Annotated in this window: 23 protein-coding genes; 13 read left to right on the top strand and 10 right to left on the bottom strand. The window is 70.9% G+C overall.

Translation table 11 applies throughout. The features are described 5' to 3' along the window. Nucleotides 1-55: 55 nt before the first annotated feature. Nucleotides 56-424, bottom strand: a complete 369-nt coding sequence (locus tag EXE58_RS12750) for a VOC family protein (protein WP_135268244.1) — start codon at nucleotides 422-424, stop codon at nucleotides 56-58. Nucleotides 425-484: 60 nt separating this feature from the next. Between EXE58_RS12750 and EXE58_RS20340 the strand changes: the two genes are divergently transcribed. The 3 genes from EXE58_RS20340 to EXE58_RS12735 are packed head-to-tail and all read left to right on the top strand — an operon-like array spanning nucleotide 485 to nucleotide 2880. Then, nucleotides 485-877 (top strand): YidH family protein, encoded by a 393-nt coding sequence (locus EXE58_RS20340; RefSeq protein ID WP_135268243.1) that lies wholly within the window; start codon nucleotides 485-487, stop codon nucleotides 875-877. 1 nt (nucleotide 878) lies between these two features. Further along, a complete protein-coding gene (locus EXE58_RS12740) occupies nucleotides 879-1184 on the top strand; it encodes a DUF202 domain-containing protein (protein ID WP_135268242.1) in 306 nt (101 codons plus the stop codon). A gap of 46 nt (nucleotides 1185-1230) precedes the next feature. Beyond that, complete coding sequence (locus tag EXE58_RS12735; protein WP_135268241.1) at nucleotides 1231-2880, top strand: phospho-sugar mutase; 1650 nt, start codon at nucleotides 1231-1233, stop codon at nucleotides 2878-2880. Here the strand turns inward: EXE58_RS12735 and EXE58_RS12730 are convergent. Continuing rightward, nucleotides 2877-3470 (bottom strand): hypothetical protein, encoded by a 594-nt coding sequence (locus EXE58_RS12730; RefSeq protein WP_135268240.1) that lies wholly within the window; start codon nucleotides 3468-3470, stop codon nucleotides 2877-2879. The two genes, EXE58_RS12735 and EXE58_RS12730, sit on opposite strands and share 4 nt — an antisense overlap. A 39-nt stretch (nucleotides 3471-3509) precedes the next feature. Here EXE58_RS12730 and deoC point away from each other — a divergent pair, with 39 nt between their 5' ends. From deoC to EXE58_RS12715, 3 genes are read left to right on the top strand one after another with little or no spacing between them, the layout of a single operon-like run. Continuing rightward, nucleotides 3510-4493, top strand: coding sequence for a deoxyribose-phosphate aldolase (deoC, locus tag EXE58_RS12725; RefSeq protein ID WP_244242205.1), 984 nt, complete (start codon nucleotides 3510-3512; stop codon nucleotides 4491-4493). 5 nt (nucleotides 4494-4498) lie between these two features. Further along, entirely contained in the window at nucleotides 4499-5938 is a 1440-nt protein-coding gene (locus EXE58_RS12720; RefSeq protein ID WP_135268239.1) for an aldehyde dehydrogenase family protein, read from the top strand. Continuing rightward, nucleotides 5938-6804 (top strand): aldehyde dehydrogenase family protein, encoded by an 867-nt coding sequence (locus EXE58_RS12715; protein ID WP_135268238.1) that lies wholly within the window; start codon nucleotides 5938-5940, stop codon nucleotides 6802-6804. The genes EXE58_RS12720 and EXE58_RS12715 overlap by 1 nt, the downstream gene beginning before the upstream one ends. A gap of 138 nt (nucleotides 6805-6942) precedes the next feature. On the opposite strand, the gene EXE58_RS12710 is transcribed toward EXE58_RS12715, so the two are convergent. Beyond that, a complete protein-coding gene (locus EXE58_RS12710; protein ID WP_135268237.1) occupies nucleotides 6943-8613 on the bottom strand; it encodes a substrate-binding domain-containing protein in 1671 nt (556 codons plus the stop codon). Nucleotides 8614-8711: 98 nt separating this feature from the next. Here EXE58_RS12710 and EXE58_RS12705 point away from each other — a divergent pair, with 98 nt between their 5' ends. Next, the gene (locus tag EXE58_RS12705) at nucleotides 8712-9308 is read left to right on the top strand and encodes a nucleoside/nucleotide kinase family protein (protein ID WP_135268236.1); all 597 of its coding nucleotides are present in this window, start codon (nucleotides 8712-8714) and stop codon (nucleotides 9306-9308) included. Beyond that, nucleotides 9305-9820: a hypothetical protein gene (locus tag EXE58_RS12700; RefSeq protein WP_135268235.1), complete on the top strand. Its 516-nt coding sequence runs from the start codon at nucleotides 9305-9307 to the stop codon at nucleotides 9818-9820. Before EXE58_RS12705 ends, EXE58_RS12700 begins: the two co-directional genes overlap by 4 nt. A 5-nt stretch (nucleotides 9821-9825) precedes the next feature. On the opposite strand, the gene EXE58_RS12695 is transcribed toward EXE58_RS12700, so the two are convergent. After that, nucleotides 9826-10902 (bottom strand): adenosine deaminase, encoded by a 1077-nt coding sequence (locus EXE58_RS12695; RefSeq protein ID WP_244242204.1) that lies wholly within the window; start codon nucleotides 10900-10902, stop codon nucleotides 9826-9828. Nucleotides 10903-10936: 34 nt separating this feature from the next. On the opposite strand from EXE58_RS12695, the gene EXE58_RS12690 reads away from it, so the two are divergent. Then, on the top strand, nucleotides 10937-11389 hold the full coding sequence (locus EXE58_RS12690) for a MaoC family dehydratase (RefSeq protein WP_135268233.1): 453 nt from the start codon (nucleotides 10937-10939) through the stop codon (nucleotides 11387-11389). A gap of 6 nt (nucleotides 11390-11395) precedes the next feature. Here EXE58_RS12690 and EXE58_RS12685 read toward each other — a convergent pair whose 3' ends face one another. Both EXE58_RS12685 and EXE58_RS12680 read right to left on the bottom strand, forming a co-directional pair. Continuing rightward, a complete protein-coding gene (locus EXE58_RS12685) occupies nucleotides 11396-12679 on the bottom strand; it encodes a thymidine phosphorylase (protein ID WP_135268232.1) in 1284 nt (427 codons plus the stop codon). Next, the gene (locus EXE58_RS12680) at nucleotides 12676-13089 is read right to left on the bottom strand and encodes a cytidine deaminase (RefSeq protein ID WP_244242203.1); all 414 of its coding nucleotides are present in this window, start codon (nucleotides 13087-13089) and stop codon (nucleotides 12676-12678) included. Before EXE58_RS12680 ends, EXE58_RS12685 begins: the two co-directional genes overlap by 4 nt. Nucleotides 13090-13284: 195 nt before the next feature. Between EXE58_RS12680 and EXE58_RS12675 the strand changes: the two genes are divergently transcribed. From EXE58_RS12675 to EXE58_RS12660, 4 genes are all read left to right on the top strand, one after another. After that, nucleotides 13285-14394 (top strand): BMP family lipoprotein, encoded by a 1110-nt coding sequence (locus EXE58_RS12675; RefSeq protein WP_244242202.1) that lies wholly within the window; start codon nucleotides 13285-13287, stop codon nucleotides 14392-14394. A 99-nt stretch (nucleotides 14395-14493) separates the two neighbouring features. Further along, the gene (locus tag EXE58_RS12670; RefSeq protein ID WP_135268229.1) at nucleotides 14494-16008 is read left to right on the top strand and encodes an ABC transporter ATP-binding protein; all 1515 of its coding nucleotides are present in this window, start codon (nucleotides 14494-14496) and stop codon (nucleotides 16006-16008) included. Further along, nucleotides 16005-17234: an ABC transporter permease gene (locus tag EXE58_RS12665; protein WP_244242201.1), complete on the top strand. Its 1230-nt coding sequence runs from the start codon at nucleotides 16005-16007 to the stop codon at nucleotides 17232-17234. The genes EXE58_RS12670 and EXE58_RS12665 overlap by 4 nt, the downstream gene beginning before the upstream one ends. Further along, a complete protein-coding gene (locus EXE58_RS12660) occupies nucleotides 17231-18526 on the top strand; it encodes an ABC transporter permease (RefSeq protein ID WP_244242200.1) in 1296 nt (431 codons plus the stop codon). The genes EXE58_RS12665 and EXE58_RS12660 overlap by 4 nt, the downstream gene beginning before the upstream one ends. On the opposite strand, the gene EXE58_RS12655 is transcribed toward EXE58_RS12660, so the two are convergent. From EXE58_RS12655 to EXE58_RS12640, 4 genes are read right to left on the bottom strand one after another with little or no spacing between them, the layout of a single operon-like run. After that, nucleotides 18511-19716 (bottom strand): amidohydrolase, encoded by a 1206-nt coding sequence (locus EXE58_RS12655; RefSeq protein ID WP_135268228.1) that lies wholly within the window; start codon nucleotides 19714-19716, stop codon nucleotides 18511-18513. The two genes, EXE58_RS12660 and EXE58_RS12655, sit on opposite strands and share 16 nt — an antisense overlap. A 12-nt stretch (nucleotides 19717-19728) precedes the next feature. After that, nucleotides 19729-20745: a methylmalonyl Co-A mutase-associated GTPase MeaB gene (gene meaB, locus EXE58_RS12650; RefSeq protein ID WP_135268227.1), complete on the bottom strand. Its 1017-nt coding sequence runs from the start codon at nucleotides 20743-20745 to the stop codon at nucleotides 19729-19731. After that, the gene (gene scpA / locus EXE58_RS12645) at nucleotides 20745-22907 is read right to left on the bottom strand and encodes a methylmalonyl-CoA mutase (RefSeq protein ID WP_135268226.1); all 2163 of its coding nucleotides are present in this window, start codon (nucleotides 22905-22907) and stop codon (nucleotides 20745-20747) included. The genes meaB and scpA overlap by 1 nt, the downstream gene beginning before the upstream one ends. Beyond that, entirely contained in the window at nucleotides 22904-24706 is a 1803-nt protein-coding gene (locus EXE58_RS12640; protein WP_135268225.1) for a methylmalonyl-CoA mutase family protein, read from the bottom strand. The genes scpA and EXE58_RS12640 overlap by 4 nt, the downstream gene beginning before the upstream one ends. Nucleotides 24707-24817: the final 111 nt, after the last annotated feature.

Raw genomic sequence — 24817 nt, 5'->3', positions numbered from 1 at the left:
TCCACAGGGGTTTCGAGACAGGACTTCGTCCTTCTTCAATCACCGATGCAGGCCGTCACTCGCCGGAGTGACAGACCGCCTCGATGTTGTTGCCCTCGGTGTCGCGGACGAAGGCGCCGAAGTAGCGCTCGTGGTACTCCGGCCACAGCCGCGGCTCGTGCAGCGACTCGGCGCCGGCGGCGATGGCCTCGTCGTACCACGCGCGCACGGTCGCCGCGTCGGGTGCGGCGAAGGCGACGTGCACCTCGCGGTTGGGGCCGACGCCCTCGAAGGTGGAGAGCCAGAAGTCAGGCTCCTCCGAGCCGTAGCCGATGGTGGTGCCGAAGTCCATGACCCGGCGGTGACCCAGGACCCCGAGGATCCGGTCGTAGAAGGCGCCTGCGCGCTCGATGTCGGTGCAGTTGATTCCCAGGTGATCGATCATGTCCCCGAGACTGGCACCGAGCACCGACACTGCGCCACGGCGACCTGCGAGGCTGAGTCCATGGACGACACCCCCACCCACGAGCCGGCGACGGGGAGGCGTTGGCCCGGCTTCGTCTACGGCGACGGAGTGGAGCCCGACTACCGCTTCACCTTCGCCAACGAGCGCACCTACCTCGCGTGGATCAGGACCGCCCTCGCCCTGCTGGCGGCGGGCGTCGCCCTCGACGTGGTGGAGCTGGACCTGCCCGGGGCGGCGCAGGAGGCCACGGCCCTGGCACTGGTGGCGCTCGGTGCCGTCGGCTCCGTGCTCGCGTGGGTCCGCTGGGCGCTGGCCGAGCGGGCGATGCGCCGGCGCGCTCCGCTGCCGTCGTTCGCGGCGTCCGCGGTCCTTGCCCTCGCCCTCGTCGCGGTGGCGGTCGTGGCCGCCGTCGCCGTCCTGCGCGCAAGCTGAGATGGATCAGTCCGGACTGGCCGACGAGCGCACCGCGCTGGCGTGGCAGCGCACGGCCCTGGCTGTGGTCGCAGGGGCAGCGGTGATGGCGCGCCTGACGTTCGACGCGGTGGGCCCGCTGGCCCTGGTGCTGCTCGGCACGGCCCTGGGCCTGGCTCTGTGGCTCGTGCTCGAGGCGAGCACGCGCTATCGCCGGAAGTCCTCGCCGCGGCCCCCGCGGGGTGGCCGCGCCCCCGCAGTTCTGTCGGTCGCGGTGGCACTGCTCGCCACCACCGAGCTGGTGGCGCTCCTGGTCGGCCCCCGTTGACTGCGCGACTCACGGCGACGCCCCGAGAGCCGCTACCGTCGGCGCCATGACAGCAGTCGACCCCGGGGCGCTCCTCGACCGCGCTCGCGCATGGGCAGCCGAGGACCCCGACGAGCAGACCAGGACCGAGCTCGAGCAGCTCATCGCCTCCGCGGAGGGGGGAGCCGAGACCGACCTGGCCGACCGCTTCGCCGGCCCCCTCGCGTTCGGGACGGCCGGGTTGCGCGGCGCCCTGGGCGCCGGGCCCAACCGCATGAACCGGGTGGTGGTCACCCGTGCGGCGGCCGGGCTGGCGTCATACCTGCAGGACTCCGGTCACGGAGGCGGCAGCGTGGTGATCGGCTTCGACGCCCGCCACAACTCCGAGGTGTTCGCGCGCGACACCGCAGAGGTGATGACCGGCGCCGGGTTCAAGGCCCTCGTGATGCCCCGGCCCCTGCCCACTCCGGTGCTCGCCTACGCCATCCGCGAGCTCGGCTGCGCGGCCGGCGTCATGGTCACCGCCAGCCACAACCCGCCCGAGGACAACGGCTACAAGGTCTACCTCGGTGACGGCAGCCAGATCGTTCCCCCGGCCGACATCGAGATCGCCGACCGGATCGCGCGCGTCGGAGCCCTGGCGGAGGTGCCACGGGGCAACGCCGGCAAGGTCGTCGGCGAGGAGCTGATCGACCGCTACCTCGACACGGTCGCCGACCTGGCCGGCGACGGGCCGCGCGACCTCACGATCGTCTACACCCCGCTCCACGGCGTGGGCGGTGCGACGGTGAGCCAGGTGCTCGAGACCGCGGGCTTCGACGCGCCGTACGTCGTCGAGCAGCAGGAGCAGCCCGACCCGCTGTTCCCGACGGTCGCCTTCCCGAACCCCGAGGAGCCCGGCGCCATGGACCTGGCGATGGCCCTCGCCGCCGAGCGCGACGCCGACATCGTCGTGGCGAACGACCCCGACGCCGACCGTTGCGCCGTGGCTGTCCCCGGACCGCACGGCTGGCGGATGCTGCGCGGCGACGAGGTCGGGGCACTGCTGGCCCACCACCTGCTGGCCCGGGGCCACACCGGCACCTACGCCAACTCCATCGTCTCCTCCAGCCTCCTGGGCAAGATGGCGCGTGCCGCGGGCCAGCCCCACGAGGAGACGCTGACCGGCTTCAAGTGGATCGGACGGGTCGAGGGCCTCGCTTTCGGCTACGAGGAGGCGCTCGGCTACTGCTGCGACCCCGAGCACGTCAGGGACAAGGACGGTGTCTCCGCCCTGCTGCTGGTGTGCGAGCTGGCCGCCGCGGCGAAGGCCGAGGGTCGAGGTCTCACCGACCTGCTCGACGACATCGCGCACGAGCACGGCCTGCACGCGACCGACCAGGTCAGCGTGCGGTTCGACGACCTCGCCGAGATCGCCGCGACGATGCAACGGCTCCGCGCCACCCCGCCCGAGACCCTGGGTGGACTGGCCGTCGAGCGGCTCGACGACCTAGCCCGGGGCGACGGGGGCCTGCCCCCCACCGACGGCCTGCGCTTCACCCTCGCCGAGGGAGGCCGGGTGATCGTGCGTCCGAGCGGCACCGAGCCCAAGGTGAAGTGCTACCTCGAGGTCGTGGTGCCGGTCGACCCCGACGACGGTGTCGACGCCGCCCGGATCTCCGCGGTGGCCAGGCTCGACGCGATCGCCGCCGACGTGAGGGCTGCCGCGGGCCTCTAGCCCACGATCGTGATCACGAGCGCCAGGGCGGAGGCGGCCACGAGGCCGATGGGCAGCCACGCCGGCTCGCGTCGTACGCCGTCGTCGGGCGCACCCGAGGCGGACCCGGCCTCGGTGGCGAGCGTGCAAAGGCGGTCCTCCACGATGTCGGCGTAGTCGACCTGGCGAGGTGCCTGCTCGGCAGCGCCACGACCACGGGCGGAGCGCGCGATCTTGCGCAGGGGCCGCCCCACCACGCTCGAGGCCAGGCGGCGGTCGCGGACGCGCACGTAGAGCACCTGCCTGACCTCCACCCGCTCGATGGCGGCGAGAGGGACCCGCACGGTCTCGAAGAGGTTGCGCATCACCAACGTGCTGTCCTCGACCCACAGTGCCGGGCGCAGCACCGACGCCCACGCCAGGACGCCGAGCAGGACACCGGACGCGATCCCCCAGGGCGGGAAGCCTCGGTCGATCTCCACCACACCGGCAACGACGACGACCGCGGCGACGAGCAGCGCCAGCGCTCCGCCCACGCGTCCGCTCGTCGGCTCGAACCTCTCCGTCACGCGCTCGCCCACCCGCTCGGGCCTCCTCGCATCGTCCGTCACGTTTGCTCACCTCGACCCGGCCAACCCTATGCTGGGGAGGTGACGCCCACTGCACGCTCAACGGCGAGCGCAGCTCCGGCGGCGGATGGCGGGATGCTCGCCGACGTCGCCAGCTCCGACGCCTCGCTCCGTCGGTTCCTCCATGGCCTCCCCGGGGTCGACCAGGTCGGTGCCGAAGCTCGCGCCGCCGGCCTCGGCACCCGCTCGATCAAGACCACGGCGAAGGCCTACGCGCTCGACCTCGCGATCCGCATGGTCGACCTGACCACCCTCGAGGGTGCCGACACCCCCGGCAAGGTCAAGGCGCTCTCGGCCAAGGCCATGCGTCCGGACCCTGCCGACCCGACGTGCCCGCCGACCGCGGCCGTGTGCGTCTACCCCGACATGGTGCCGGTCGCCAAGCAGACGCTGGGTGACAGCGGCGTGCACGTCGCCGCCGTCGCGACCGCATTCCCGAGCGGCCGTGCGGCCCTCGACATCAAGCTCGCCGACACCCGCGACGCCGTCGAGGCGGGCGCCGACGAGATCGACATGGTGATCGACCGCGGCGCGTTCCTCTCGGGCCGCTACCTCCAGGTCTTCGAGGAGATCGTCGCCGTCAAGGAGGCCTGTGGCCCGGCGCACCTGAAGGTCATCTTCGAGACCGGAGAGCTCCAGACCTACGACAACGTCCGTCGTGCGAGCTGGCTGGCGATGATGGCCGGCGGCCACTTCATCAAGACCTCCACCGGCAAGGTGCAGCCGGCGGCCACCCTCCCGGTGACCCTCGTGATGCTCGAGGCGGTCCGTGACTTCCGCGACGTCACCGGGCAGATGGTCGGCGTCAAGCCTGCCGGCGGGATCCGCACCGCCAAGGACGCCATCAAGTACCTCGTGATGGTCAACGAGGTGACCGGCCCCGACTGGCTCGACCCGGACTGGTTCCGCTTCGGCGCCTCCACGCTCCTGAACGACCTGCTCATGCAGCGCACCAAGATGACGACCGGTCGCTACTCCGGTCCCGACTACTTCACCCTGGACTGATCACCATGGCCAACGCATTCGAGTACGCCCCGGCTCCCGAGTCACGGGCGGTCGTCGACATCAAGCCGTCCTACGGGCTCTTCATCGACGGCGACTTCGTCGACGGGCAGGGACAGTCCTTCAAGACCATCAACCCCGCCACCGAGGAGGTCCTCTCCGAGGTGGCCGAGGCCAGCGAGTCCGACGTGGACACGGCCGTCAGGGCCGCCAGGCGTGCCTACACGCGGGTGTGGTCGCGGATGTCGGGCGCCGAGCGCGGCAAGTACCTCTTCCGCATCGCCCGCATCATGCAGGAGCGCGCCCGCGAGATCGCGGTTCTCGAGTCGATCGACAACGGCAAGCCGATCAAGGAGGCCCGCGACTTCGACGTCCCCACCGCGGCGGCCCACTTCTTCTACTACGCGGGCTGGGCCGACAAGCTGAAGTACTCCGGCTTCGGCGACACCCCCCTCGGCGTCGCCGGCCAGGTCATCCCGTGGAACTTCCCGCTCCTGATGCTGGCCTGGAAGATCGCCCCGGCGCTGGCCTGCGGCAACACCGTCGTGCTCAAACCGGCGGAGACCACCCCGCTGACGGCGCTGCTCTTCGCCGAGATCTGCCAGCAGGCCGACCTGCCCCCCGGCGTGGTCAACATCGTCACCGGTGCCGGCGCGACGGGTCATGCGCTGGTCTCCCACGACGACGTCGACAAGGTCGCCTTCACCGGCTCGACCGATGTCGGTCGCGCGATCGCCAAGGCGGTGGCCGGCAGCCGCAAGAAGGTCACCCTCGAGCTCGGCGGCAAGGCCGCCAACATCGTCTTCGACGACGCCCCCATCGACCAGGCGGTCGAGGGGATCGTCGGGGGCATCTTCTTCAACCAGGGCCACGTGTGCTGCGCGGGATCGCGGCTGCTGGTGCAGGAGTCCGTCGCCGAGGAGGTCATGGACCGCCTCAAGCGCCGCATGTCGACCCTGCGGATGGGTGACCCGCTCGACAAGAACACCGACATCGGCGCCATCAACTCCGGTGAGCAGCTCAAGCGCATCCGCGAGCTCGCCGGTGTCGGCGACGCCGAGGGCGCCGAGCGCTGGGAGGTCGCCTGCGACCTGCCCACCAAGGGGTTCTGGTTCCCCCCGACCCTCTTCACCGGGGTCTCCCAGGCCCACCGGATCGCCCGTGAGGAGATCTTCGGGCCCGTCCTGTCGGTGCTCACCTTCCGGACGCCGGCCGAAGCCGTCGAGAAGGCCAACAACACCCCCTACGGCCTCTCGGCCGGGGTGTGGACCGACAAGGGATCCAGGATCCTCTCCATCGCCAACCAGCTCCGTGCCGGCGTGGTCTGGGCCAACACCTTCAACAAGTTCGACCCCACTTCGCCGTTCGGCGGCTACAAGGAGTCCGGCTACGGACGCGAGGGCGGCCGCCACGGCCTCGAGGGCTACCTGAAGGGAACCGACGCCTGATGCCATCGACACGCATTGATGTCCGGAAGACCTACAAGCTCTACATCGGCGGGCAGTTCCCCCGCTCGGAGTCGGGCCGCTCCTACGTCGTCAACGACGCCAAGGGACGGCTGCTCGCCAACGCGGCCCAGGCCTCCCGCAAGGACGCCCGAGACGCCGTACAGGCCGCACGCAAGGCGTTCCCCGGCTGGTCGGGCAGGACCGCCTACAACCGCGGCCAGGTCGTCTACCGGATCGCCGAGGTGCTCGAAGGCCGCCGTGAGCAGTTCGAGGCCGAGCTGCGCGCCAGCGAGGGCGTGACCGCGGTCAAGGCGCGCACCTACGTCGACGCGGCGATCGACCGCCTCGTCTGGTACGCCGGGTGGGCCGACAAGATCACCCAGGTCGTCGGCAACGCCAACCCAGTCGCCGGCCCGTTCTTCAACCTGTCCACGCCCGAGCCCAGCGGGGTCGTCGCGGTGGTCGCCCCACGGGGCCCGCTGCTCGGCCTCGTGAGCGTCGTCGCGCCGCTGATCATCACCGGCAACACCGTCGTGGTCATCGCCAGCGAGGCGCACCCGCTCACCGCGATCACCCTCGGCGAGGTGATGGCCACCAGCGACCTGCCCGGCGGTGTCGTCAACGTGCTGACCGGCTCCGTCTCCGAGATCGCGCCATGGCTGGCCTCCCACATGGACGTCAACGGCATCGACCTCACCGGCGTCGACGACGACGCGCTGGCGCGAGACCTCGAGGTCGCCGCTGCCGACAACCTCAAGCGCGTACGACGCCCCGCCCCCGGCACCGACTGGCTCGCCGAGCCCGACCTGGACCGGATGACCGCGTTCCTCGAGACCAAGACCGTCTGGCACCCGATCGGGGTCTGACCGCCTGCTGAGTGTCCCCTGCTGAACTTCCACTCCGACGAGTGGAACTTCATCAGGGCCTCAGCGTGGACACATGGCAACAGGGATGGACTTCCACTCTGACGAGTGGAAGTCCATCCCTGTTGCGTACGGCGAGTGTCAGCGGTTGAGCATCGCCGAGGCGAGCACTCCGAGCATGTCGTCGGGGTCGGTCACCAGGTAGTTCTGGCCACCGGTCGCCTTCGCGATCTGGGCGAGCTCGGGGGTGTCGGCGTCCTGCGAGATACCGATGACGACGACCTTGACGGGCTTGCTCGGGTCGCGGAGGTTCTCCAGCTGCTTGACCAGCGCGTCGATGTTCATCGAGCTGGTGTCGTCGCTCGCCCCGTCGGTGAAGATGACCACCGAGTTGAACCAGGCCGCGTCCCACTCCGCCTGTGCCGTCTTGTAGGCCGCCAGCGTCGCGTCGAGCACCGCGGTGGCACCGCGCACGCGGCTGGCCATCTTTGCGGAGTCGGAGGCGAGCAGGTCTCGCTGGAGGCCACCGTCGACCTCTTCGTTCAGCGGGCGCATCGGGACGAACTCCTCCCACGCGGCGTTGTTCTCACCACGGTTCTTGGAGAAGCCCCACGTCCCGATCCGGGCGTTGGCAGGCAGGTTGTCGAGCGCGAGCAGCGCCGCGTTCGTGGCCAGCTGCACGCGGGAGATGTTGCCGATCTGCTGCTTCATGGAGCCGGACAGGTCGACCAGCGCCAGGATGCTGGACGGCACGGCGAGGACTCGCCACTCCCGCATGGTGTTGTCGGTGGTCTTCTGGTCGACGACAGGCAGCACCTTGGAAGCACCGAGGCCCACTCCGCCGGTGAGCGCCTTGGCGTCGGGGAGGCGGAACTCCGCCGCAGTGACGGCTGCCTGGCCCTCGCCCGAGGAGAACCAGTGCGCCAGACCGCGTCCCACACGGGCGGACACGTCGCGCCCGGTGTTGTTGACGTCGATGCCTGCCCGACCGACGTCGATGATCGGGAACTGCAGCATCGGCACGCCGGTGCGCGGGGCCACCAGGGTCAGCTGGTCGTTGCTGCGTCGAGCGGCGAGGTAGCCCTGCTCCGTCACGGGGACGAGCTGGGTGCTGGAGGCGGTGATCGCCTGGAGGTCTGCAGCACCGGTACCGTCCTCACCGGCCGCCTCCCCGTAGCTCTGGGCGACCGGGACGGTGAGGTCCTTGATCTCCTGCTCCGTGCGCCCGGTCTGCTTGGACTCGGCGTAGGGCGCCAGCAGGGCGAGCGCGGAGGCACCGTTGGAGCTGGGGTCGGCCACGCTCAGCTTGCCGCCTGCGAGGACCTCGGCCCATGATGCGGGCGTCTTGGCGACCGGGCCACCGGCCAGACCCACCGGCGTCTGGGCGACGACATCGACGATCGGCGTGCCGGCCCAGCCGGCGGCAGCCAGCTGGCCCTTCCACGTCGGGCTGTCGGGCACCCAGAGCTCGGGCATCTCGGCGTCGGGGTCGTTGAGCAGCGCCACGACGTCGCTCACGGTGCCGACGGTCAGCTTGACGTCGAGGCAGGACTCCTCGGCCTCGAAGGCCTTGACCCCCTCCTTGACGAGCTCCTCCATGGCGGGGGCGGTGGTGAGCCGCACCTCCTCGGCCACGCAGTCGGAGGCCGCGCCGTCGTCCTCGCCGCCGAGCACGAAGAATGCGATGACTCCGGCGACGAGCAACAGGGCGAGCCCCACGAGCAGGGGCACGTTCTGGGTGAGCCCGGACCGCTCGGCGCTGGCGCCGGCCGAGCCCTCGGGCGCAGGGGTGTTCGAGTCGTAGTGACTCATTTCGTCCTCCAACGTGGAACGATCAAGCTTGGTGGTCTCGGTGAGATTAGTGTCCTGACGCGCCCTGCGGGGCGGAACAGCGGAAATGAGACAGACGCGTGACACACGCACAGGTGGTCGTGCTGGCCGGTCCCAGCGGGGCCGGCAAGTCCCGCCTCGCCGAGCGCCTCGGCCACCCGGTCCTACGCCTGGACGACTTCTACCGGCAAGGTGACGACCCTGGCCTGCCCAGGATCACCCACGGCCCAAACGCCGGCATGGTCGACTGGGACGACCCGGCCTCGTGGTCCCACGACGAGGCCGTCCGCGCGCTGCACGAGCTGTGCACCACCGGCGCGGTCGAGGTGCCCGTCTACGAGATCGCCCTCAACAGCCGCCGCGGCACGCGTCGCCTCGAGCTCGCTGGGGCGGACCGTGTCGTGGCCGAGGGGATCTTCGCACCGGAGGTGGTCGCCGACTGTGAGCGGCTGGGGCTGCTCGCGGCCGCCTTCTGCATCACCCAGCACCCGGTGGTCACGTTCTGGCGCCGCCTCACCAGAGACCTGCGGGAGCACCGCAAGCCTCCGCTGGTGCTGGTGCTCCGCGGCATCGCCCTGCTCCGGGACCAGCGACGGATCGTGGCCCACGCCGTGGCCCAGGGCTGCCGACCGGCGACGCCCGACCAGGCCTTCGCAGCACTGGGTGCACGGCTGTGAGGCTCGTCCAGCCCGACCGCAGGTCGTGCGGCGCAGCCTGCCTCGTGGTGGCCGCGCGCGCCTCCAGCCCCGAGGTGGCGGCCAGCATCCCCGACCAGGCGACGTTCTCCCGCGAGGTGCTCCGGGCCCACCGAAGGATCACCTCGCTGGTCGACCGGGCGGGCTCGCTCCAGGTCCCGTGGCTGCGCGCCATCGGGACGGCCCCGTGGGCAGCGGCGCGCGAGCTGCGACTCATCACGGGAGTCGACTACAGCTCCCACCCCACGCCGGTCCGCCACGACGCGTGGCGCTACGTCCGTACCGCCACTCAGCGGCTCCCTGTGGCGGTCTACATCGGCGACCGGCTGTGCCCGCGACACGTCGTGCTGGTGCTGGAGGCCACCGACGAGGGCGCGTGGACCTATGAGCCCGCCGTCGGCAACGTCCGGCTGGTCGCACGTGAGCGCTGGACCAGCGGGCCGCTGCAGCTGGCCGGCTGGGACAGGCCGTGGATCACGCTCGCGCCCAGCTGAGGCGGTCAGTCACCCATGAGTGCGGCGTACCCCGGCTTGATGACCCCGTCGATGAGGGCGAGGCGCTCGTCGAAGGGAAGGAACGCCGACTTCATCGCGTTGATGGTGAACCAGCGCAGGTCCGCGAGGCCGTAGCCGAAGGCCTCGACCAGGTCGAACATCTCCTGCGTCATCGACGTCCCCGACATCAGGCGGTTGTCGGTGTTGACCGTCACCCGGAACCGCAGCTCGGTGAGCAGGCCGATCGGGTGCTCGGCGATTGAGGCGGCCGCACCGGTCTGGACGTTGGACGCCGGGCACAGCTCGAGCGGGATCCGCTTGTCACGCACGTAGGAGGCGAGCCGGCCCAGCTCGACCGAGCCGTCCTCGCCGACCGTGATGTCGTCGATGATCCGCACGCCGTGGCCGAGCCGGTCGGCGCCGCACCACTGGATCGCCTGCCAGATGGAGGGCAGCCCGAACGCCTCGCCGGCGTGGATCGTGAAGTGGGAGTTCTCGCGCTGGAGGTACTCGAACGCGTCGAGGTGACGGGTGGGCGGGAAGCCCTCCTCGGCGCCGGCGATGTCGAACCCGGCGACCCCGCGGTCGCGCCAAGACACCGCGAGCTCGGCGATCTCCATCGACCTGGCCTGGTGGCGCATCGCGGTGAGGATCTGGCGTACGACGATGCGTCCCCCGGCCGCTGCGGTGGCGGTCTCGAACCCCTCCTGCACGGCCGCGACGACCTCGTCGAGCGTCAGCCCGCCGTCGAGGTGCTGCTCGGGCGCGTAGCGGACCTCTGCGTAGACCACCCCGTCAGCGGCCAGGTCCTCCACGCACTCGCGTGCGACCCGTGTCAGCGCGGGGGCGGTCTGCATCACGGCGACGGTGTGGTCGAACGTCTCGAGGTAGCGCACCAGGCTTCCGGAGTCGGCCGAGTCGACGAACCAGCGGTGCAGCGCCTCGGGGTCGCTCTCGGGCAGCTGGTGGCCGCACTCGGCTGCCAGCTCGACCATGGTCGCGGGCCGCAGCCCGCCGTCGAGGTGGTCGTGCAGCAGCACCTTGGGTGCCGCGTGCACCTGGTCGCGGGTCGGGAGGGTCACAGCCACATCCTGTCAGCCCGTAGGGTGCTGGCCCATGCGCACCTTCACCAGTCTCGACGAGGTCGCCGAGGCGGCCGGCACCGACATCGGCACCAGCGAGTGGTTCGAGGTCGACCAGGCCCGCATCGACGCCTTCGCCGACGCGACCCTCGACCACCAGTGGATCCACGTGGACACCGAGGCGGCGGCCGCCGGCCCGTTCGGCACGACCATCGCCCACGGCTTCCTCACGCTCAGCCTCCTCCCCCACTTCGCCTCGCAGGTCTTCACCCTGGAGACCCCGGGCGCCAAGCTGAACTACGGCCTCGACAAGGTCCGCTTCCCCAGCCCGGTCCCCGTGGGCAGCCGGCTGCGCTCGCACGTGCGGTTCAGCGAGATCAAGGAGCTTCCGGCAGGCAAGCAGCTCACCGTCGAGCACACGGTGGAGATCGAGGGCCAACCCAAGCCGGCGTGCGTGGCCGCGCACGTGGTCCTGCTGCTCGCCTGAGGCTCCTCAGCCGATCCGGTCGATGACCAGGGGGGCCGGGGTGTACGACGCGGCGTCGTCGATGTCGTACCCGTCCTCCAATGTGCTGAGGGCGCGCTCGAAGCGCTCCGGCTCGTCGGTGAGGAGGGTGAAGAGCGGCTCGCCCTGGGTGACCTCGTCGCCCGGCCTGGCGTGCCACACGACTCCGGCGCCCGCCTGCACGGGGTCCTCCTTGCGAGCCCGGCCCGCCCCGAGGCGCCAGGCGGCCAGGCCGACCGCCATCGCGTCGAGGCGGGTGAGGGTGCCGGATGCGTCGGCGCGGACGACGTGCGACTCCTTCGCCTGGGGCAGCGGGGCCTCCGGGTCGCCTCCCTGGGCCCGGACCATGGCGTTCCAGGCGTCCATCGCGGAGCCGTCGGCGAGCCTCTCGGCGGGGTCGACGTCGGTGACGCCGGCTCCGGCGAGCATCTCCCGGGCCAGCGCCACGGTGAGCTCGACCACGTCGGCTGGCCCACCTCCGGCCAGCACCTCCACCGACTCGGCCACCTCGATCGCGTTGCCGGCGGTCAGTCCGAGCGGGGTGCTCATGTCGGTGAGGAGGGCGACGGTGCGGACGCCCGCGTCCTGGCCGAGGGCGACCATCGTCTCGGCGAGCTCACGGGCCCGCGCCTCGTCCTTCATGAAGGCGCCGGTGCCGACCTTGACGTCGAGGACCAGGGCGCCGGTGCCCTCGGCGATCTTCTTGGACATGATCGAGCTCGCGATCAGCGGGATGGCCTCGACGGTGCCAGTCACGTCGCGCAGGGCATAGAGCTTCTTGTCGGCCGGCGCCAGGCCGTCGCCCGCGGCGCAGATGACTGCGCCGACGTCCTCGAGCTGGGCCAGCATCTCGGCGTTGGTGAGGCTCGCCCGCCAGCCGGGGATCGACTCGAGCTTGTCGAGGGTGCCGCCGGTGTGCCCGAGTCCTCGCCCTGACAGCTGGGGCACGGCGACGCCGCACGCGGCCACCAGCGGAGCCAGCGGGAGCGTGATCTTGTCGCCCACGCCACCCGTGGAGTGCTTGTCGGCCGTGGGACGGGAGAGCCCGGAGAAGTCCATCCGCTCCCCCGAGGCGATCATGGCTGCGGTCCACCGGGCGATCTCGCGCGGCACCATGCCGTTGAGGAGGATCGCCATGGCCAGTGCCGCCATCTGCTCGTCGGCCACCTCGCCGCGGGTGTAGGCGTCGATCACCCAGTCGATCTGGCTGTCGCTCAGCTCACCGCGGTCGCGCTTGGCGGTGATGACCTCGACCGCGTCGTGGCGGCTCACGCGTCCGTCCGTCCCGCGAACGTCGCCAGGTCATCGGGGCCGAACGCGTCCGGCAGGACCTCTGCCATGGAGCGCAGGCCGGAGACGGTCATCATCTGCAGGTCCCTGCCACCGTGCTCGAAGAGCAGCTGTCGGCAGCGACCGCACGGCATGATCACCTCGCCTGCGCCGTCGACGCACACGAAGTGAGTCAGCCGGCCGCCGCCCGTCGCGTGCAGCTGGCTCACGAGCCCGCACTCGGCACAGAGCGTGACGCCGTACGCCGCGTTCTCGACGTTGCAGCCCACCAGGAGCCGGCCGTCGTCGGCCAGCGCCGCAGCGCCGACGCGGTAGTTGCTGTAAGGGGCGTAGGCTCGCGCAGCCACCTCGGTGGCCGCCACCTTCAGGTCATCCCATCGCTCTTGGTCCACGCGCGTCAGTATGGGCCACGCTCAGATCCCCAGCGACCGGCAAGGGCCCAAGGTCACCTCCTTCGGGACCAATTCCCGCCAAATGTCTCAACACGGTAGCGATCTGGGGAGACTGGTGACGCACACCGCCGTATGACGGCATCATGCAGCAGTAGCACGCCTCCACCCCGGGGGCGGCTGATCTTGGAGGCATCTGTGAGGAACACGAGGAAGGTCGTCGTCGGGGGTCTCGTAGCCCTGCTGGCGAGCGCGACCCTGGCCGCATGTGGCGAAGAGCCGGCAGACGAGGCGAACGGTGGCAACGAGCCCGCAGCGAGCGACTTCCTGCCGTGCATCGTGTCCGACGCTGGCGGGTTCGACGACAAGTCGTTCAACCAGCTCGGCTACGAGGGCGCCAAGCAGGCGGCCGACGAGTTCGGTGTCGAGCTGAAGCCCGTGGAGTCCAACAGCGAGAACGACTACGCGCCCAACCTCGAGAGCCTCGTGGCCGAGGGTTGCGACGTCATCGTGACGGTGGGCTTCGCCCTCGCTGCGGCGACCAAGGAGTCCGCTGCGGCCAACCCCGACATCGAGTACGTCCTGATCGACGACTCCGCCGACGGCGGCGAGGACGGCCAGACCTTCGACGGCAAGGCCGACCAGCCCAACATCAAGCCGCTCCTCTACGACACCGCGCAGGCTGCGTTCCTCGCCGGCTACGCGGCGGCCGACTTCAGCAAGACCGGCAAGATCGGCACCTACGGCGGCATGCCGTTCCCGACCGTGACGATCTTCATGGACGGCTTCAAGCAGGGCGCCGAGTACTACGCCGAGGAGAAGGGCAAGGACGTCAAGGTCGTCGGCTGGAACGGCAAGGACGGCTCCTTCACCGGTGGCTTCGAGGCCAACGAGGCGGCCACCAACACCGCCAAGCAGATCATCGACCAGGACGTCGACGTCATCCTGCCGGTCGGCGGACCCATCTACGAGGGTGCGCTCACCGCGATCGAGGACTCCGGCAAGGACATCGCGATGATCGGTGTCGACGCCGACCTCTACGAGACGGACCCCAACACCCAGGAGGTCGTGCTCACCTCGATCCTCAAGGGCATGAAGGTCTCCACCTACGAGGCCGTCAAGGCCGCCGGTGAGGACAACTTCGACTTCGAGCCCTACGTCGGCACCCTCGAGAACGACGGCGTGGGCATCGCCCCGTTCCACAACTTCGAGGACCAGGTCTCCGAGTCGCTCCAGAGCGAGCTCGACGAGGTCAAGGCCGGCATCATCGACGGCTCCATCCCGGTGACGTCCTACCTCAACCAGTAGCACCAGCTCTCGTGTGAGGGGAGGTCGACACTCGTCGGCCTCCCCTCACGCACCTGTCCATGTCTTCTGCGAGTCATGCTCGTGCAAGGATGCGATCCCATGAAGCTCGAGTTGCGTGGCATCACCAAGCGTTTCGGCAGCGTGGTGGCCACGAATCGAATCTCCCTGACTGTCGAGCCCGGAGAGATCCACTGCCTCCTCGGGGAGAACGGCGCCGGCAAGTCGACCCTGATGAACGTCCTCTACGGCCTCTACCCCGCCGACGAGGGCGAGATCCTGCTCGACGGCGAGGTGCAGCACTTCACGGGTCCCGGTGACGCGATGGAGGCCGGCATCGGCATGGTGCACCAGCACTTCATGCTCATCCCGGTCTTCAGCGTCAGCGAGAACGTCATGCTCGGCCACGAGGCGACCGGGTTCGCCGGCACCCTCGACCTCGCCGCCGCCCGGGAGCGGGTCCGGGAGATCTCCGAGCGCTTCGGCTTCCACATCGACCCCGACGCCCTCGTCGAGGACCTGCCGGTCGGTGTGCAGCAGCGGGTCGAGATCATCAAGGCGCTCTCCCGCGACGCCGAGCTGCTGGTCTTCGACGAGCCCACGGCGGTCCTGACGCCCCAGGAGACCGACGAGCTGATGGAGATCATGCGCCAGCTCAAGGAGGCCGGCAAGGCCATCGTCTTCATCACCCACAAGCTGCGCGAGGTCCGGGCCGTGGCCGACCGGATCACCGTCATCCGCCTCGGCAAGGTCGTTGGCGAGGCCGACCCCAAGGCCACCAACGCCGAGCTCGCCTCGTTGATGGTCGGCCGTCCCGTGGAGCTCGTCGTGCACAAGGGGGAGGCCCAGCTCGGCGAGGACGCCTTCGTCGTCGAGGACCTGCGGGTCGTCGACGCAGCCGGGCACGTGAACGTCGACGACATCAGCTTCACCGTCCGAGCCGGGGAGATCCTGGCCGTGGCGGGCGTCCAGGGCAACGGCCAGACCGAGCTCACCGAGGCGATCATGGGCCTGCAGGACCACGTCACCGGCTCGATCCGGCTCGACGGCAAGGAGCTGCGAGGCAGGTCCGTGCGCAAGGTCCTCGACGCCGGGGTCGGGTTCATCCCCGAGGACCGGCAGGTCGACGGCCTCGTGTCGAGCTTCACCATCGCCGAGAACCTCATGCTCAACCGCAGCTTCAAGTCGCCGTTCGTGCGCCGTGGCGCCGTGCGCTTCGACGTGCTCCGCGAGTTCGCCGACGAGAAGCTCAAGGAGTACGACGTCCGCGCCCGCGACATCGACAGCGAGGCGGGCGAGCTGTCGGGCGGCAACCAGCAGAAGGTGGTCGTGGCGCGCGAGCTGTCCCGCGACCTGCGGCTGCTCATCGCCGCGCAGCCCACCCGCGGTGTCGACGTCGGGTCCATCGAGTTCATCCACAAGCAGATCGTGGCCACCCGCGACCGCGGCGTCCCCGTCCTGGTGGTCTCCACCGAGCTCGACGAGGTGGCCGCCCTCGCGGACCGCATCATGGTCCTCTACCGAGGCAAGATCGTCGGCATCGTGCCAGGCGACACCCCGCGCGAGACCCTGGGCCTGATGATGACCGGCGAACGCCCCAAGGACGTGGTCGCGTGAACGAGTCCGTGACGGACCAGCAGCCCACCCCGGCCCCGGCCGAGGAGCCGGAGGAGAAGGGTCCCGACAAGTCCCCGTCGTTGCTGCGGCAGATCGCAGCCGGCGACATCACGGCCGGGTTCCTCGCCGTGTTCCTCTCGGTGCTGGTGGGCTCGGTCATGATCGCCGCCACCGACGACGCGGTGCGCGAGAGCGCCGGCTACCTCTTCGCCGCGCCGACCGACTTCTTCGCCGCTGTGTGGGAGGCCGTCTGGGGCGCCTACACGGCCCTGTTCCGCGGCGCGGTCTACAACGACCGGGTGGACGACTTCGCCACCCAGATCCGTCCGCTCACCGAGACCCTGAAGTACTCCGGCCCCCTCATCGCGGCCGGGCTCGGGGTGGGGATCGGGTTCCGCGCAGGCCTGTTCAACATCGGCGGACGCGGCCAGATGCTCCTCGCCGGCGCGGCGGCCGGCTACGTCGGGTTCAAGCTCGACCTGCCGATGATCGTCCACCTGCCCCTGGCCATCGTCGTCGGCATGGCCGTCGCCGCCCTGTGGGGCGGCCTCGCCGGCCTGCTCAAGGCGCGCACGGGCGCCCACGAGGTGATCACCACGATCATGCTCAACTGGGTGGCCTACTACCTCGTGCTGTGGGCCCTCAAGCAGTCCTACCTGCTGCAGACTCCGGGCTCGGCCAACCCCAAGTCGTTGCCGATGAAGGACACCGCGATCCTGCCCGACCTCCTGGGCGACCGGTTCAACCTCCATCTCGGCTTCCTCCTGGCCATCGTCGCCGTCGCCGTCATGTGGTGGGTCATGAACAGGTCCACCCTCGGCTACCGCATCCGTGCCGTCGGCGAGAGCCCGACCGCGGCCCGGGTCGCAGGCATCGACGTCGGCCGCACCTACGTCACGGTGATGCTCATCGCCGGTGCGCTCGTGGGTCTGGCCGGGGTCAACCAGACCCTCGGGACGACGACCAGCGGCGTCACCCCGGACCTCGACGCCGGCATCGGCTTCGACGCCATCACCGTCGCCCTCCTGGGCCGGTCGCGGCCGCTCGGCATCCTCGCCGCGGGCCTCCTCTTCGGCGCCCTCAAGGCCGGTGGCTTCACCATGCAGACCTCGGAGAACATCTCCGTCGACCTGGTCCTGGTCGTGCAGTCCCTGATCGTGCTGTTCCTCGCGGCGCCGCCACTGGTGCGCGCGATCTTCCGGCTCCCCTCCAAGGAGGCCAAGTGACCACCACGACCGAGACCCCCGCGGCTCCTGCGCCCGGGCTCGCCGGGAGCCCCGCCCTGGTCCCGATGGTCAGCAAGAAGACCCCGATCATCGTGGGGGTGCTGACGCTCGCCCTGGCGATCATCCTGCTGCGCCGCGGCAAGTCCGGTGACACCACCTTCCGCCTGGCGCGGGACAGCGACTTCGTCCAGCTGCCCGACGTCGTCCTCCCCGGCATGGTCTCGGCATGGGTGCTGCTCATCGTCTGTGCAGTCATGGCCGGCCTGTCGGTGCTCGCCTACACCCGCACCCGGCCGACCCCGGCGTGGGTGCTGGCCGTCTTCGCCTTCGCGTGGATGGCCGGCTTCCTCTGCTGGGCGGCCATCGGGGGTCGCCTGTCGGTGGTCAGCCTGTTCGCGAGCGCGATCGCCCTGGCCGTCCCCCTCGTCTTCGGCGCCCTGGGCGGCGTGCTCGGCGAGCGTGCCGGCGTGGTCAACATCGCGATCGAGGGCCAGCTGCTCTTCGGGGCCTTCGCCGCGGCGATCACCGCCTCGACCACGGGATCACCGTGGGCCGGGCTGATCGCCGCCATGGTGGCGGGTGCGCTGATCGCCCTGGTGCTGGGCCTCTTCGCCATCACCTACTACGTCGACCAGGTGATCGTGGGCGTGGTGCTCAACGTCCTGGTCGTGGGCCTGACCAACTTCTTCTTCCGGCAGGTGCTGACCCCCAACGCCGCCTCGCTCAACTCCCCCGACCGGCTGTCGGTGATACCGATCCCCGTCCTCGGCGACATCCCCCTGATCGGTCCGGTGCTCTTCCGCCAGACCCCGCTGGTCTACCTGCTCTACGGCATCGTGGCGCTGGTCGCGTTCGCGCTCTACCGCACGCGGTGGGGGCTACGGGTCCGTGCGGTCGGTGAGCACCCCATGGCCGCCGACACGGTCGGCATCAAGGTCAACCGCACGCGCTACCGCACCATCCTCCTCGCCGGCGCGATCGCTGGTCTGGGTGGCGCCTACTTCAGCCTGGTGTCGGTGTCCGGGTTCAACCGCGAGATGACCGGTGGTGCGGGCTACATCGCCCTGGCAGCGGTCATCTTCGGCAAGTGGGACCCCATCCGCGCCACGCTGGCCGCGCTGCTGTTCGGCTTCGCCAGCAACCTCCAGGGCGTGCTGAAGGTCCTGGGCTCGCCGGTGCCGAGCGAGTTCATGCTGATGTTGCCCTACGTCGTGACGATCTTCGCCGTGGCCGGCCTGGTCGGCCGCTCGCGACCCCCCGCGGCCGACGGGATCCCCTACCGCAAGGAGTGAGGGGGCTCTGCGTCGAGCGCCGTGACGGCGACCTGCGCCATCACGCGCGCCCCGATGCCCGTGGCGGCCTCGTCGATGCGCAGGTTGCCCTGGTGGAGGTCGTAGGTCGGTCCGCCGGGCGTGCGGGTGCCCAGGCGCGCCATGGCGCCGGGGACGCGGTCGAGGTACCAGCCGAAGTCCTCCCCGCCCAGGCTCTGGCTGGTGGGGACGTGGCCGTGCGGGCCGAGGACGCTCTCGACCGCGGCCCCGAGCAGCGGGGTGGACGACGGGCCGTTGACCACGGGCGGCACGCCACGCTGGTAGATCACCTCGGCGTTGACGCCGTAGGGAGACACGATCTGGGTGACCATCTGGCGGACCAGGTGCTCGGCGTCGGCCCAGGCGACCGCGTCCAGCATGCGCACGGTGCCGGAGACCATCCCTGAGTGGGGGATGACGTTCGGCGCCGAGCCGGCGCGTACGACGCCCCACACGACGCTGACCCCGGCGCGCGGGTCCAGCCGCCTGCTGAGGATGGCCGGGAGCTCGGTGATGAGCTTGCCGAGCGCGAAGGTGAGGTCCTCGGTGAGGTGGGGACGGCTGGTGTGACCGCCCTTGCCGACCACCCGGACGCTGAGGGTGTCCGCAGCGCCCGTGAGCGGTCCCTCGCGCAGGCCGAGGCGACCCACGTCGAGACTGGGGTCGCAGTGCAGCCCGAAGACGTGGTCGACGCCGTCGAGGGCGCCCGCGCCCAGCAGGTGGAGGGCACCACCCGGCATGACCTCCTCGGCAGGCTGGAACAGCAGCCGCACGCGGCCGCGGAGCAGGCCGTGCGAGGCCACCTCGGAGAGAGCCAGCCCGGCTCCGACGAGCGCGCTGGTGTGCACGTCGTGACCGCACGCGTGGGCGACACCGGGGACGGTGCTCTTCCAGGGGTCGGTGGTCAGGTCGTCCACCGGGAGCGCGTCGAGGTCGGCGCGCAGCGCCACCAAGCGCTCTCCCTCCCCCAGGTCGGCGATCACCCCTCCACCGTCGAGGGCCGTGACGTCCCACCCGGTGTCTTCCAGGTGGGTCACGACGCACTCGGTGGTGCGTGACTCGGCCCAGCTGAGCTCGGGGTGCGCGTGCAGGTCGCGGCGGAGGGAGATGAGGTCGTCGGAGTACTTCTCGACGACGTCGGCGATCAGGGAGGAGGCAGGATGGTCAGGCATGTCCTGACTAGCCTAGTTGCTGGGCGAGTCGTAGGCCTCCAGAATCCGGTCGGCGGCCAGTGCAGCGGGCAGCTCGCCCGACAGCACCGCGGCCCGCACCTCGTCCCTGATCGCGGCCACGGCCGCCGACGACCTCAACCGTTGGTCGAGCTCGTCGCGCACCAGCGCCCAGGTGAAGTCGAGCTGCTGCTCGGCGCGCTTGCGGGCCAGCCCCGCCTCGCCGAGGTGCTCGCGGTGCGCGAGGACCCGCTCCCAGACGTCGTCCACACCGTCGCCGGTGAGCCCTGAGCAGGTCGTGACCGGCGGTGCCCACTCTCCCTTGCCGCGCACCAGGCGGAGTGCCCCGGCGAGCTCGCGCGCCGCGACCCGGGCCTCGCCCTCGTGCTGTTCGTCGGCCTTGTTGACCGCGAGCACGTCCGCGATCTCGAGGATGCCCTTCTTGATGCCCTGCAGCTGGTCGCCGGTGCGGGCGAGGGTGAGGAAGAGGAAGGTGTCGACCATGCCGGCCACGGTGATCTCGGACTGGCCGACGCCGACCGTCTCGACGAGCACGACGTCGTACGACGCCGCCTCGAGGACCTGCATCGCCTGGCTGGTCGCCCGTGCGACGCCGCCGAGGGTGCCGGCCGAGGGTGAGGGCCGGATGAAGGCACGGGGATCGGTGGCGAGGGCCGCCATCCGCGTCTTGTCGCCGAGGACCGATCCGCCGGTCCGGACGCTCGACGGGTCGACGGCGAGCACGCCGACGTGGTGCCCCGCGGCGGTCAGGCGGGTGCCGAGCGACTCGATGAAGGTGGACTTCCCGACGCCGGGGACCCCGGAGATGCCGACGCGGGTCGCCAGGGGTCTCGTGACACCGCTTCGTCCTTCCTCGACCACCGGGGTGGCGAGCTCGGTCAGCAGCTCGCGCGCGGCCTGCCGGTGGTCGGGACGCGACGACTCCACGAGGGTGATCGCGCGCGAGACCGCCGCGCGCCGGCCGGAGCGGATGCCCTCGACCAGCGCCGCGACGTCCACGGCACGGGCCATCAGCCGGCGTGCTGTTCCCGCAGGCGCGCCAGCAGGTCCAGCGCCGAGTCGGCGATGACCGTGCCGGGCAGGAACACCGCGGCTGCGCCCATCTCGTGCAGCGTCGGCACGTCGTCGGGCGGGATCACCCCGCCGATGACGACCATGATGTCGGGGCGGCCCTGGTCGGCGAGCGCCCGGCGCAGCGCCGGCAGCAGCGTCAGGTGGCCGGCTGCCAGCGACGAGACGCCGACGATGTGCACGTCGGCGTCGACCGCCTGCTGGGCGACCTCCTCGGGCGTGGAGAAGAGCGGGCCCACGTCGACGTCGAACCCGAGGTCGGCGAAGGCGGTCACCACGACCTTCTGCCCACGGTCGTGACCGTCCTGGCCCATCTTGGCGACGAGGATGCGCGGCCGGCGGCCCTCCTCGGCCTCGAACTCCTCGGTGGCTCGCAGGACCTGGGCGACCTTGTCGTTCCCGGTGGCGCCTGCCTCGTCGCGGTACACGCCGGTGATCGTACGGATCACGGCCTGGTGGCGCCCCCACGGCTTCTCCATGGCGTCGGAGATCTCGCCGACCGTGGCCTTGGCGCGCGCGGCGTCGACCGCGAGCTCGAGCAGGTTGCCGGTGCCCTTCTCGGCCGCACCCGTCAGCGCCGCCAGCGCCTCGGCGACGGCGTCGTCGTCGCGCTCGGCACGCAGCCGCTCCAGCTTGGCGACCTGCTGGCGGTAGACGTCGTCGTTGTCGACCCGCAGGACGTCGAGCTTGTCCTCCACGGGAAGCCGGTAGGTGTTGACGCCGATGACCTTCTGCTGACCGGAGTCGATGCGCGCCTGGGTGCGGGCGGCCGCCTCCTCGATGCGCATCTTGGGAATGCCCTGCTCGATGGCGGCGGCCATGCCGCCTGCGGCCTCCGCCTCCTGGATGTGCGCCCACGCACGCTCGGCGAGGTCGTGGGTGAGCTTCTCCACGTAGTAGGAGCCCGCCCAGGGGTCGATGATCTCGGTCGTGCGGCTCTCCTGCTGGAGCAGCAGCTGGGTGTTGCGTGCGATGCGGGCGGAGAAGTCGGTCGGCAGCGCGATCGCCTCGTCGAGGGCGTTGGTGTGCAGCGACTGCGTGTGGCCCTGGGTGGCGGCCATCGCCTCGATGCACGTGCGGCCGACGTTGTTGAAGACGTCCTGCGCGGTCAGCGACCAGCCCGAGGTCTGGCTGTGGGTGCGCAGCGAGCGCGACTTGGGGTTCTGCGGGTCGAAGTCCCCGACCAGTCGCGACCAGAGCGCGCGGGCCGCGCGCATCTTGGCGACCTCCATGAAGAAGTTCATCCCGATGGCCCAGAAGAAGCTCAGCCGCGGGGCGAACTGGTCGATCGTCAGACCCGCGTCGAGCCCCGCACGGATGTACTCCACCCCGTCGGCGAGCGTGTAGGCGAGCTCGAGGTCGGCCGTCGCCCCGGCCTCCTGCATGTGGTAGCCGGAGATCGAGATGGAGTTGAAGCGCGGCATGTTCTGCGAGGTGTAGGAGAAGATGTCGCTGATGATCCGCATGCTCGGCTTGGGCGGGTAGATGTAGGTGTTGCGGACCATGAACTCCTTGAGGATGTCGTTCTGGATGGTCCCCGCCAGCTGCTCGGGCTTGACGCCCTGCTCCTCGGCCGCCGCGATGTAGAGCGCCATGACCGGCAGCACGGCGCCGTTCATGGTCATCGACACGCTCATCGTGTCGAGCGGGATGCCGTCGAACAGTGTGCGCGTGTCGTAGATCGAGTCGATCGCCACGCCCGCCATGCCGACGTCTCCGCGAACCCTGGGGTGGTCGGAGTCGTAGCCGCGGTGGGTGGCGAGGTCGAAGGCGACGCTCAGCCCCTTCTGGCCGGCGGCGAGGTTGCGGCGGTAGAAGGCGTTCGACTCCTCCGCGGTGGAGAAGCCGGCGTACTGCCGGATCGTCCACGGCTGGGTGGTGTACATCGTCGGGTAGGGGCCGCGGAGGAACGGCGCCAGCCCGGGCCAGGTCTCCAGCGCGTCCAGGCCGTCGAGGTCGCCGGCGTCGTAGGCCGCCTTGACCTCGATCCCCTCGGGGCTGTGCCACGACTCCCCTGCATCACTGCCACCGCTGGTCGAGGAAGGACGAAGCGGTGTCCTGAGACCCAGCTCCACCTCGGCGAAGTTCTCGGGAATGCTCATCGGCTGAGCTCCTCTCGGATACGGCCCAGGAAGGCCAGGGCGTCCACCCCCAGGGCAGCCCAATCATCAACAGCGTCGTCGCCCTCGACCGCGATCCCGCTGCGCCCGCCCGGCTTGCCCGCCAGGACGACGTACGACGCCCCGGCCGAGCGCAGCGCGGCCACCAGGTCGGCGCCCCACTCGTCGTAGGCGGCGTCGGTGCCGGCGAGGCAGACGACGCGCTGGCCGGCGTACTGCGCGAGGACCGCGTCAGGGCCGTCGGTGGCACCGGCCACCTCGACGGTCACCCCGCCCGCGGCGAACAGGTTGGAGACGAAGGTGGCGCGCGCGGTGTGCGCCGCGATGGAGCCCATGGTGGCGAGGAAGACCGGGTGCTCGGCCGGCTCGGCACGCATCTGCTCGTAGGGCGCCGCGTAGTGCCGCACGTCGCGCTCCGGCGCGGGCGCCCTCTCGGGCAGCGTCTCGCCGAGATGTGGGAACTCGGAGATCCCGGTGAGGGGCCGCGAGCGGTCGGCGATGCCCGCGTTGCGCCGGTCGACGACCTGCTGGACGCGCTGCTCGACCCCGGCGAGCGCCTGCTCGCCGAACCCTCCGTCGGACTCGATGCGGCCCAGCTCGGCCCAACCGGCCACGGCCAGCTCGTCGGTGAGCCTCTCGACGGCGTAGGAGCCGCCGGCCGGGTCGGTGACCACGGCCACGTGGGACTCCTCGATGAGCAGCGAGGAGGTGTTGCGTGCGATGCGGCGGCCGAAGGCGTCAGGCCGGCCCAGGCGCTCGTCGAACGGCACGACGGTCACGACGTCGGCGCCGCCGGCCCCCGCAGCGAAGGCGGCGACCGTGCTGCGCAGCATGTTGACCCAGGGGTCGTACCTGCCCATCATCGGGCGACTGGTCACCACGTGCTGGCGCTGCGGCACCTGGCCCGCTCCGGAGGCCTCCAGCACCCGCGCCCACAGGCGGCGCGCGGCACGCAGCTTGGCGATCGTCGGGAACTGCTCGTCGGTCGCGGCGTAACGGAACTCCAGCAGGCCGGCGGCCTCGTCGACGGAGAGCCCGGCCCGGGTGAGGAGCCGCAGGTAGTGGACGCCCACGGCCATGGTCCAGCCGAGCTCCTGGGCGTCGCTGGCCCCGCGGTCGTGCAGCGCGGTGCCGTCGACGACACCGCCGAGCACGCCCAGGGCCTGGGCGCGACGAACGGTCCGGACGAAGGCCTCCTCGGACGCCCGGGCGTCGTCGGGGTCGCCGAACGCCTGGGCGGTGGCCGGGTCGGCGGAGAGGTTGTTGGCCGGGTGCGGGTCGCCGGCGGCTGCGTCCAGCAACGCGGCAAGGGCCTCGGACACCTCAGGGTCGGGTCGGCCCAGGCTCACCGGGGCGAGGTCGAGCAGGACGCCCCTCAGCGCGACCGCCAGGTCGGTGCCCGGCTCGAGCTCGAGGTGGAGCGAGGTCGCACCGTTGTCCAGGTCGACGAGGGCCGCCTCGTTGACCTCCTTGGCGTCACCACCCTCCAGGGGTGTGCGCACGTCCCAGGCGCCGACGCGCCCCGGTCGCCCGCTGGTGACGCGCCCGTCGAGGTCGGCAGCCTGGCCGATCGGGGGGACCTCGATGCCGTCCAGGGTCGTGCGCGCGAGCGCCTCCCACACGGCCGAGTCGGGGTCGTCCTCGCCCAGCCTGCGAGCCTTGCGCAGGACCGCGGCGGTCGCCGCCTCCCAGGCCGAGGCGTCGTGCACGTCGTCGTCGGGGGCCAGTCGGAGCGCGCCCTCCTGGGGCTCGAACTCCTGGGGCTCCTTGAGGCCACTCATGCAGCGCAGGATAGGCCTGCCCGGGTGCAGTGGGCGACGGGTGGACCTGTGACGGACACCTCGCGACCCGAGGTCGGCAGCACAGCGACACGAGTTCCCGGGTTCCTTGGG

Origin of the sequence: Nocardioides seonyuensis, assembly GCF_004683965.1 — a bacterium.
GTDB lineage: Bacteria > Actinomycetota > Actinomycetes > Propionibacteriales > Nocardioidaceae > Nocardioides > Nocardioides seonyuensis.
The sequence above is the reverse complement of the archived record's forward strand: the minus strand, read 5'-3'. Positions and strand labels throughout refer to the sequence as shown.

Excerpts from the sequence above, each read along its gene's own strand:
- EXE58_RS12715 (WP_135268238.1), top strand. The coding sequence starts at position 5,938 with ATGCCATCGACACGCATTGATGTCCGGAAGACCTACAAGCTCTACATC.
- EXE58_RS12655 (WP_135268228.1), bottom strand. The coding sequence starts at position 19,716 with ATGCCTGACCATCCTGCCTCCTCCCTGATCGCCGACGTCGTCGAGAAG.
- meaB (WP_135268227.1), bottom strand. The coding sequence starts at position 20,745 with ATGGCCCGTGCCGTGGACGTCGCGGCGCTGGTCGAGGGCATCCGCTCC.
- EXE58_RS12720 (WP_135268239.1), top strand. The coding sequence starts at position 4,499 with ATGGCCAACGCATTCGAGTACGCCCCGGCTCCCGAGTCACGGGCGGTC.
- scpA (WP_135268226.1), bottom strand. The coding sequence starts at position 22,907 with ATGAGCATTCCCGAGAACTTCGCCGAGGTGGAGCTGGGTCTCAGGACA.
- EXE58_RS12670 (WP_135268229.1), top strand. The coding sequence starts at position 14,494 with ATGAAGCTCGAGTTGCGTGGCATCACCAAGCGTTTCGGCAGCGTGGTG.
- EXE58_RS12740 (WP_135268242.1), top strand. The coding sequence starts at position 879 with ATGGATCAGTCCGGACTGGCCGACGAGCGCACCGCGCTGGCGTGGCAG.
- EXE58_RS12735 (WP_135268241.1), top strand. The coding sequence starts at position 1,231 with ATGACAGCAGTCGACCCCGGGGCGCTCCTCGACCGCGCTCGCGCATGG.
- EXE58_RS12710 (WP_135268237.1), bottom strand. The coding sequence starts at position 8,613 with ATGAGTCACTACGACTCGAACACCCCTGCGCCCGAGGGCTCGGCCGGC.
- EXE58_RS20340 (WP_135268243.1), top strand. The coding sequence starts at position 485 with ATGGACGACACCCCCACCCACGAGCCGGCGACGGGGAGGCGTTGGCCC.
- EXE58_RS12750 (WP_135268244.1), bottom strand. The coding sequence starts at position 424 with ATGATCGATCACCTGGGAATCAACTGCACCGACATCGAGCGCGCAGGC.
- EXE58_RS12640 (WP_135268225.1), bottom strand. The coding sequence starts at position 24,706 with ATGAGTGGCCTCAAGGAGCCCCAGGAGTTCGAGCCCCAGGAGGGCGCG.
- EXE58_RS12690 (WP_135268233.1), top strand. The coding sequence starts at position 10,937 with ATGCGCACCTTCACCAGTCTCGACGAGGTCGCCGAGGCGGCCGGCACC.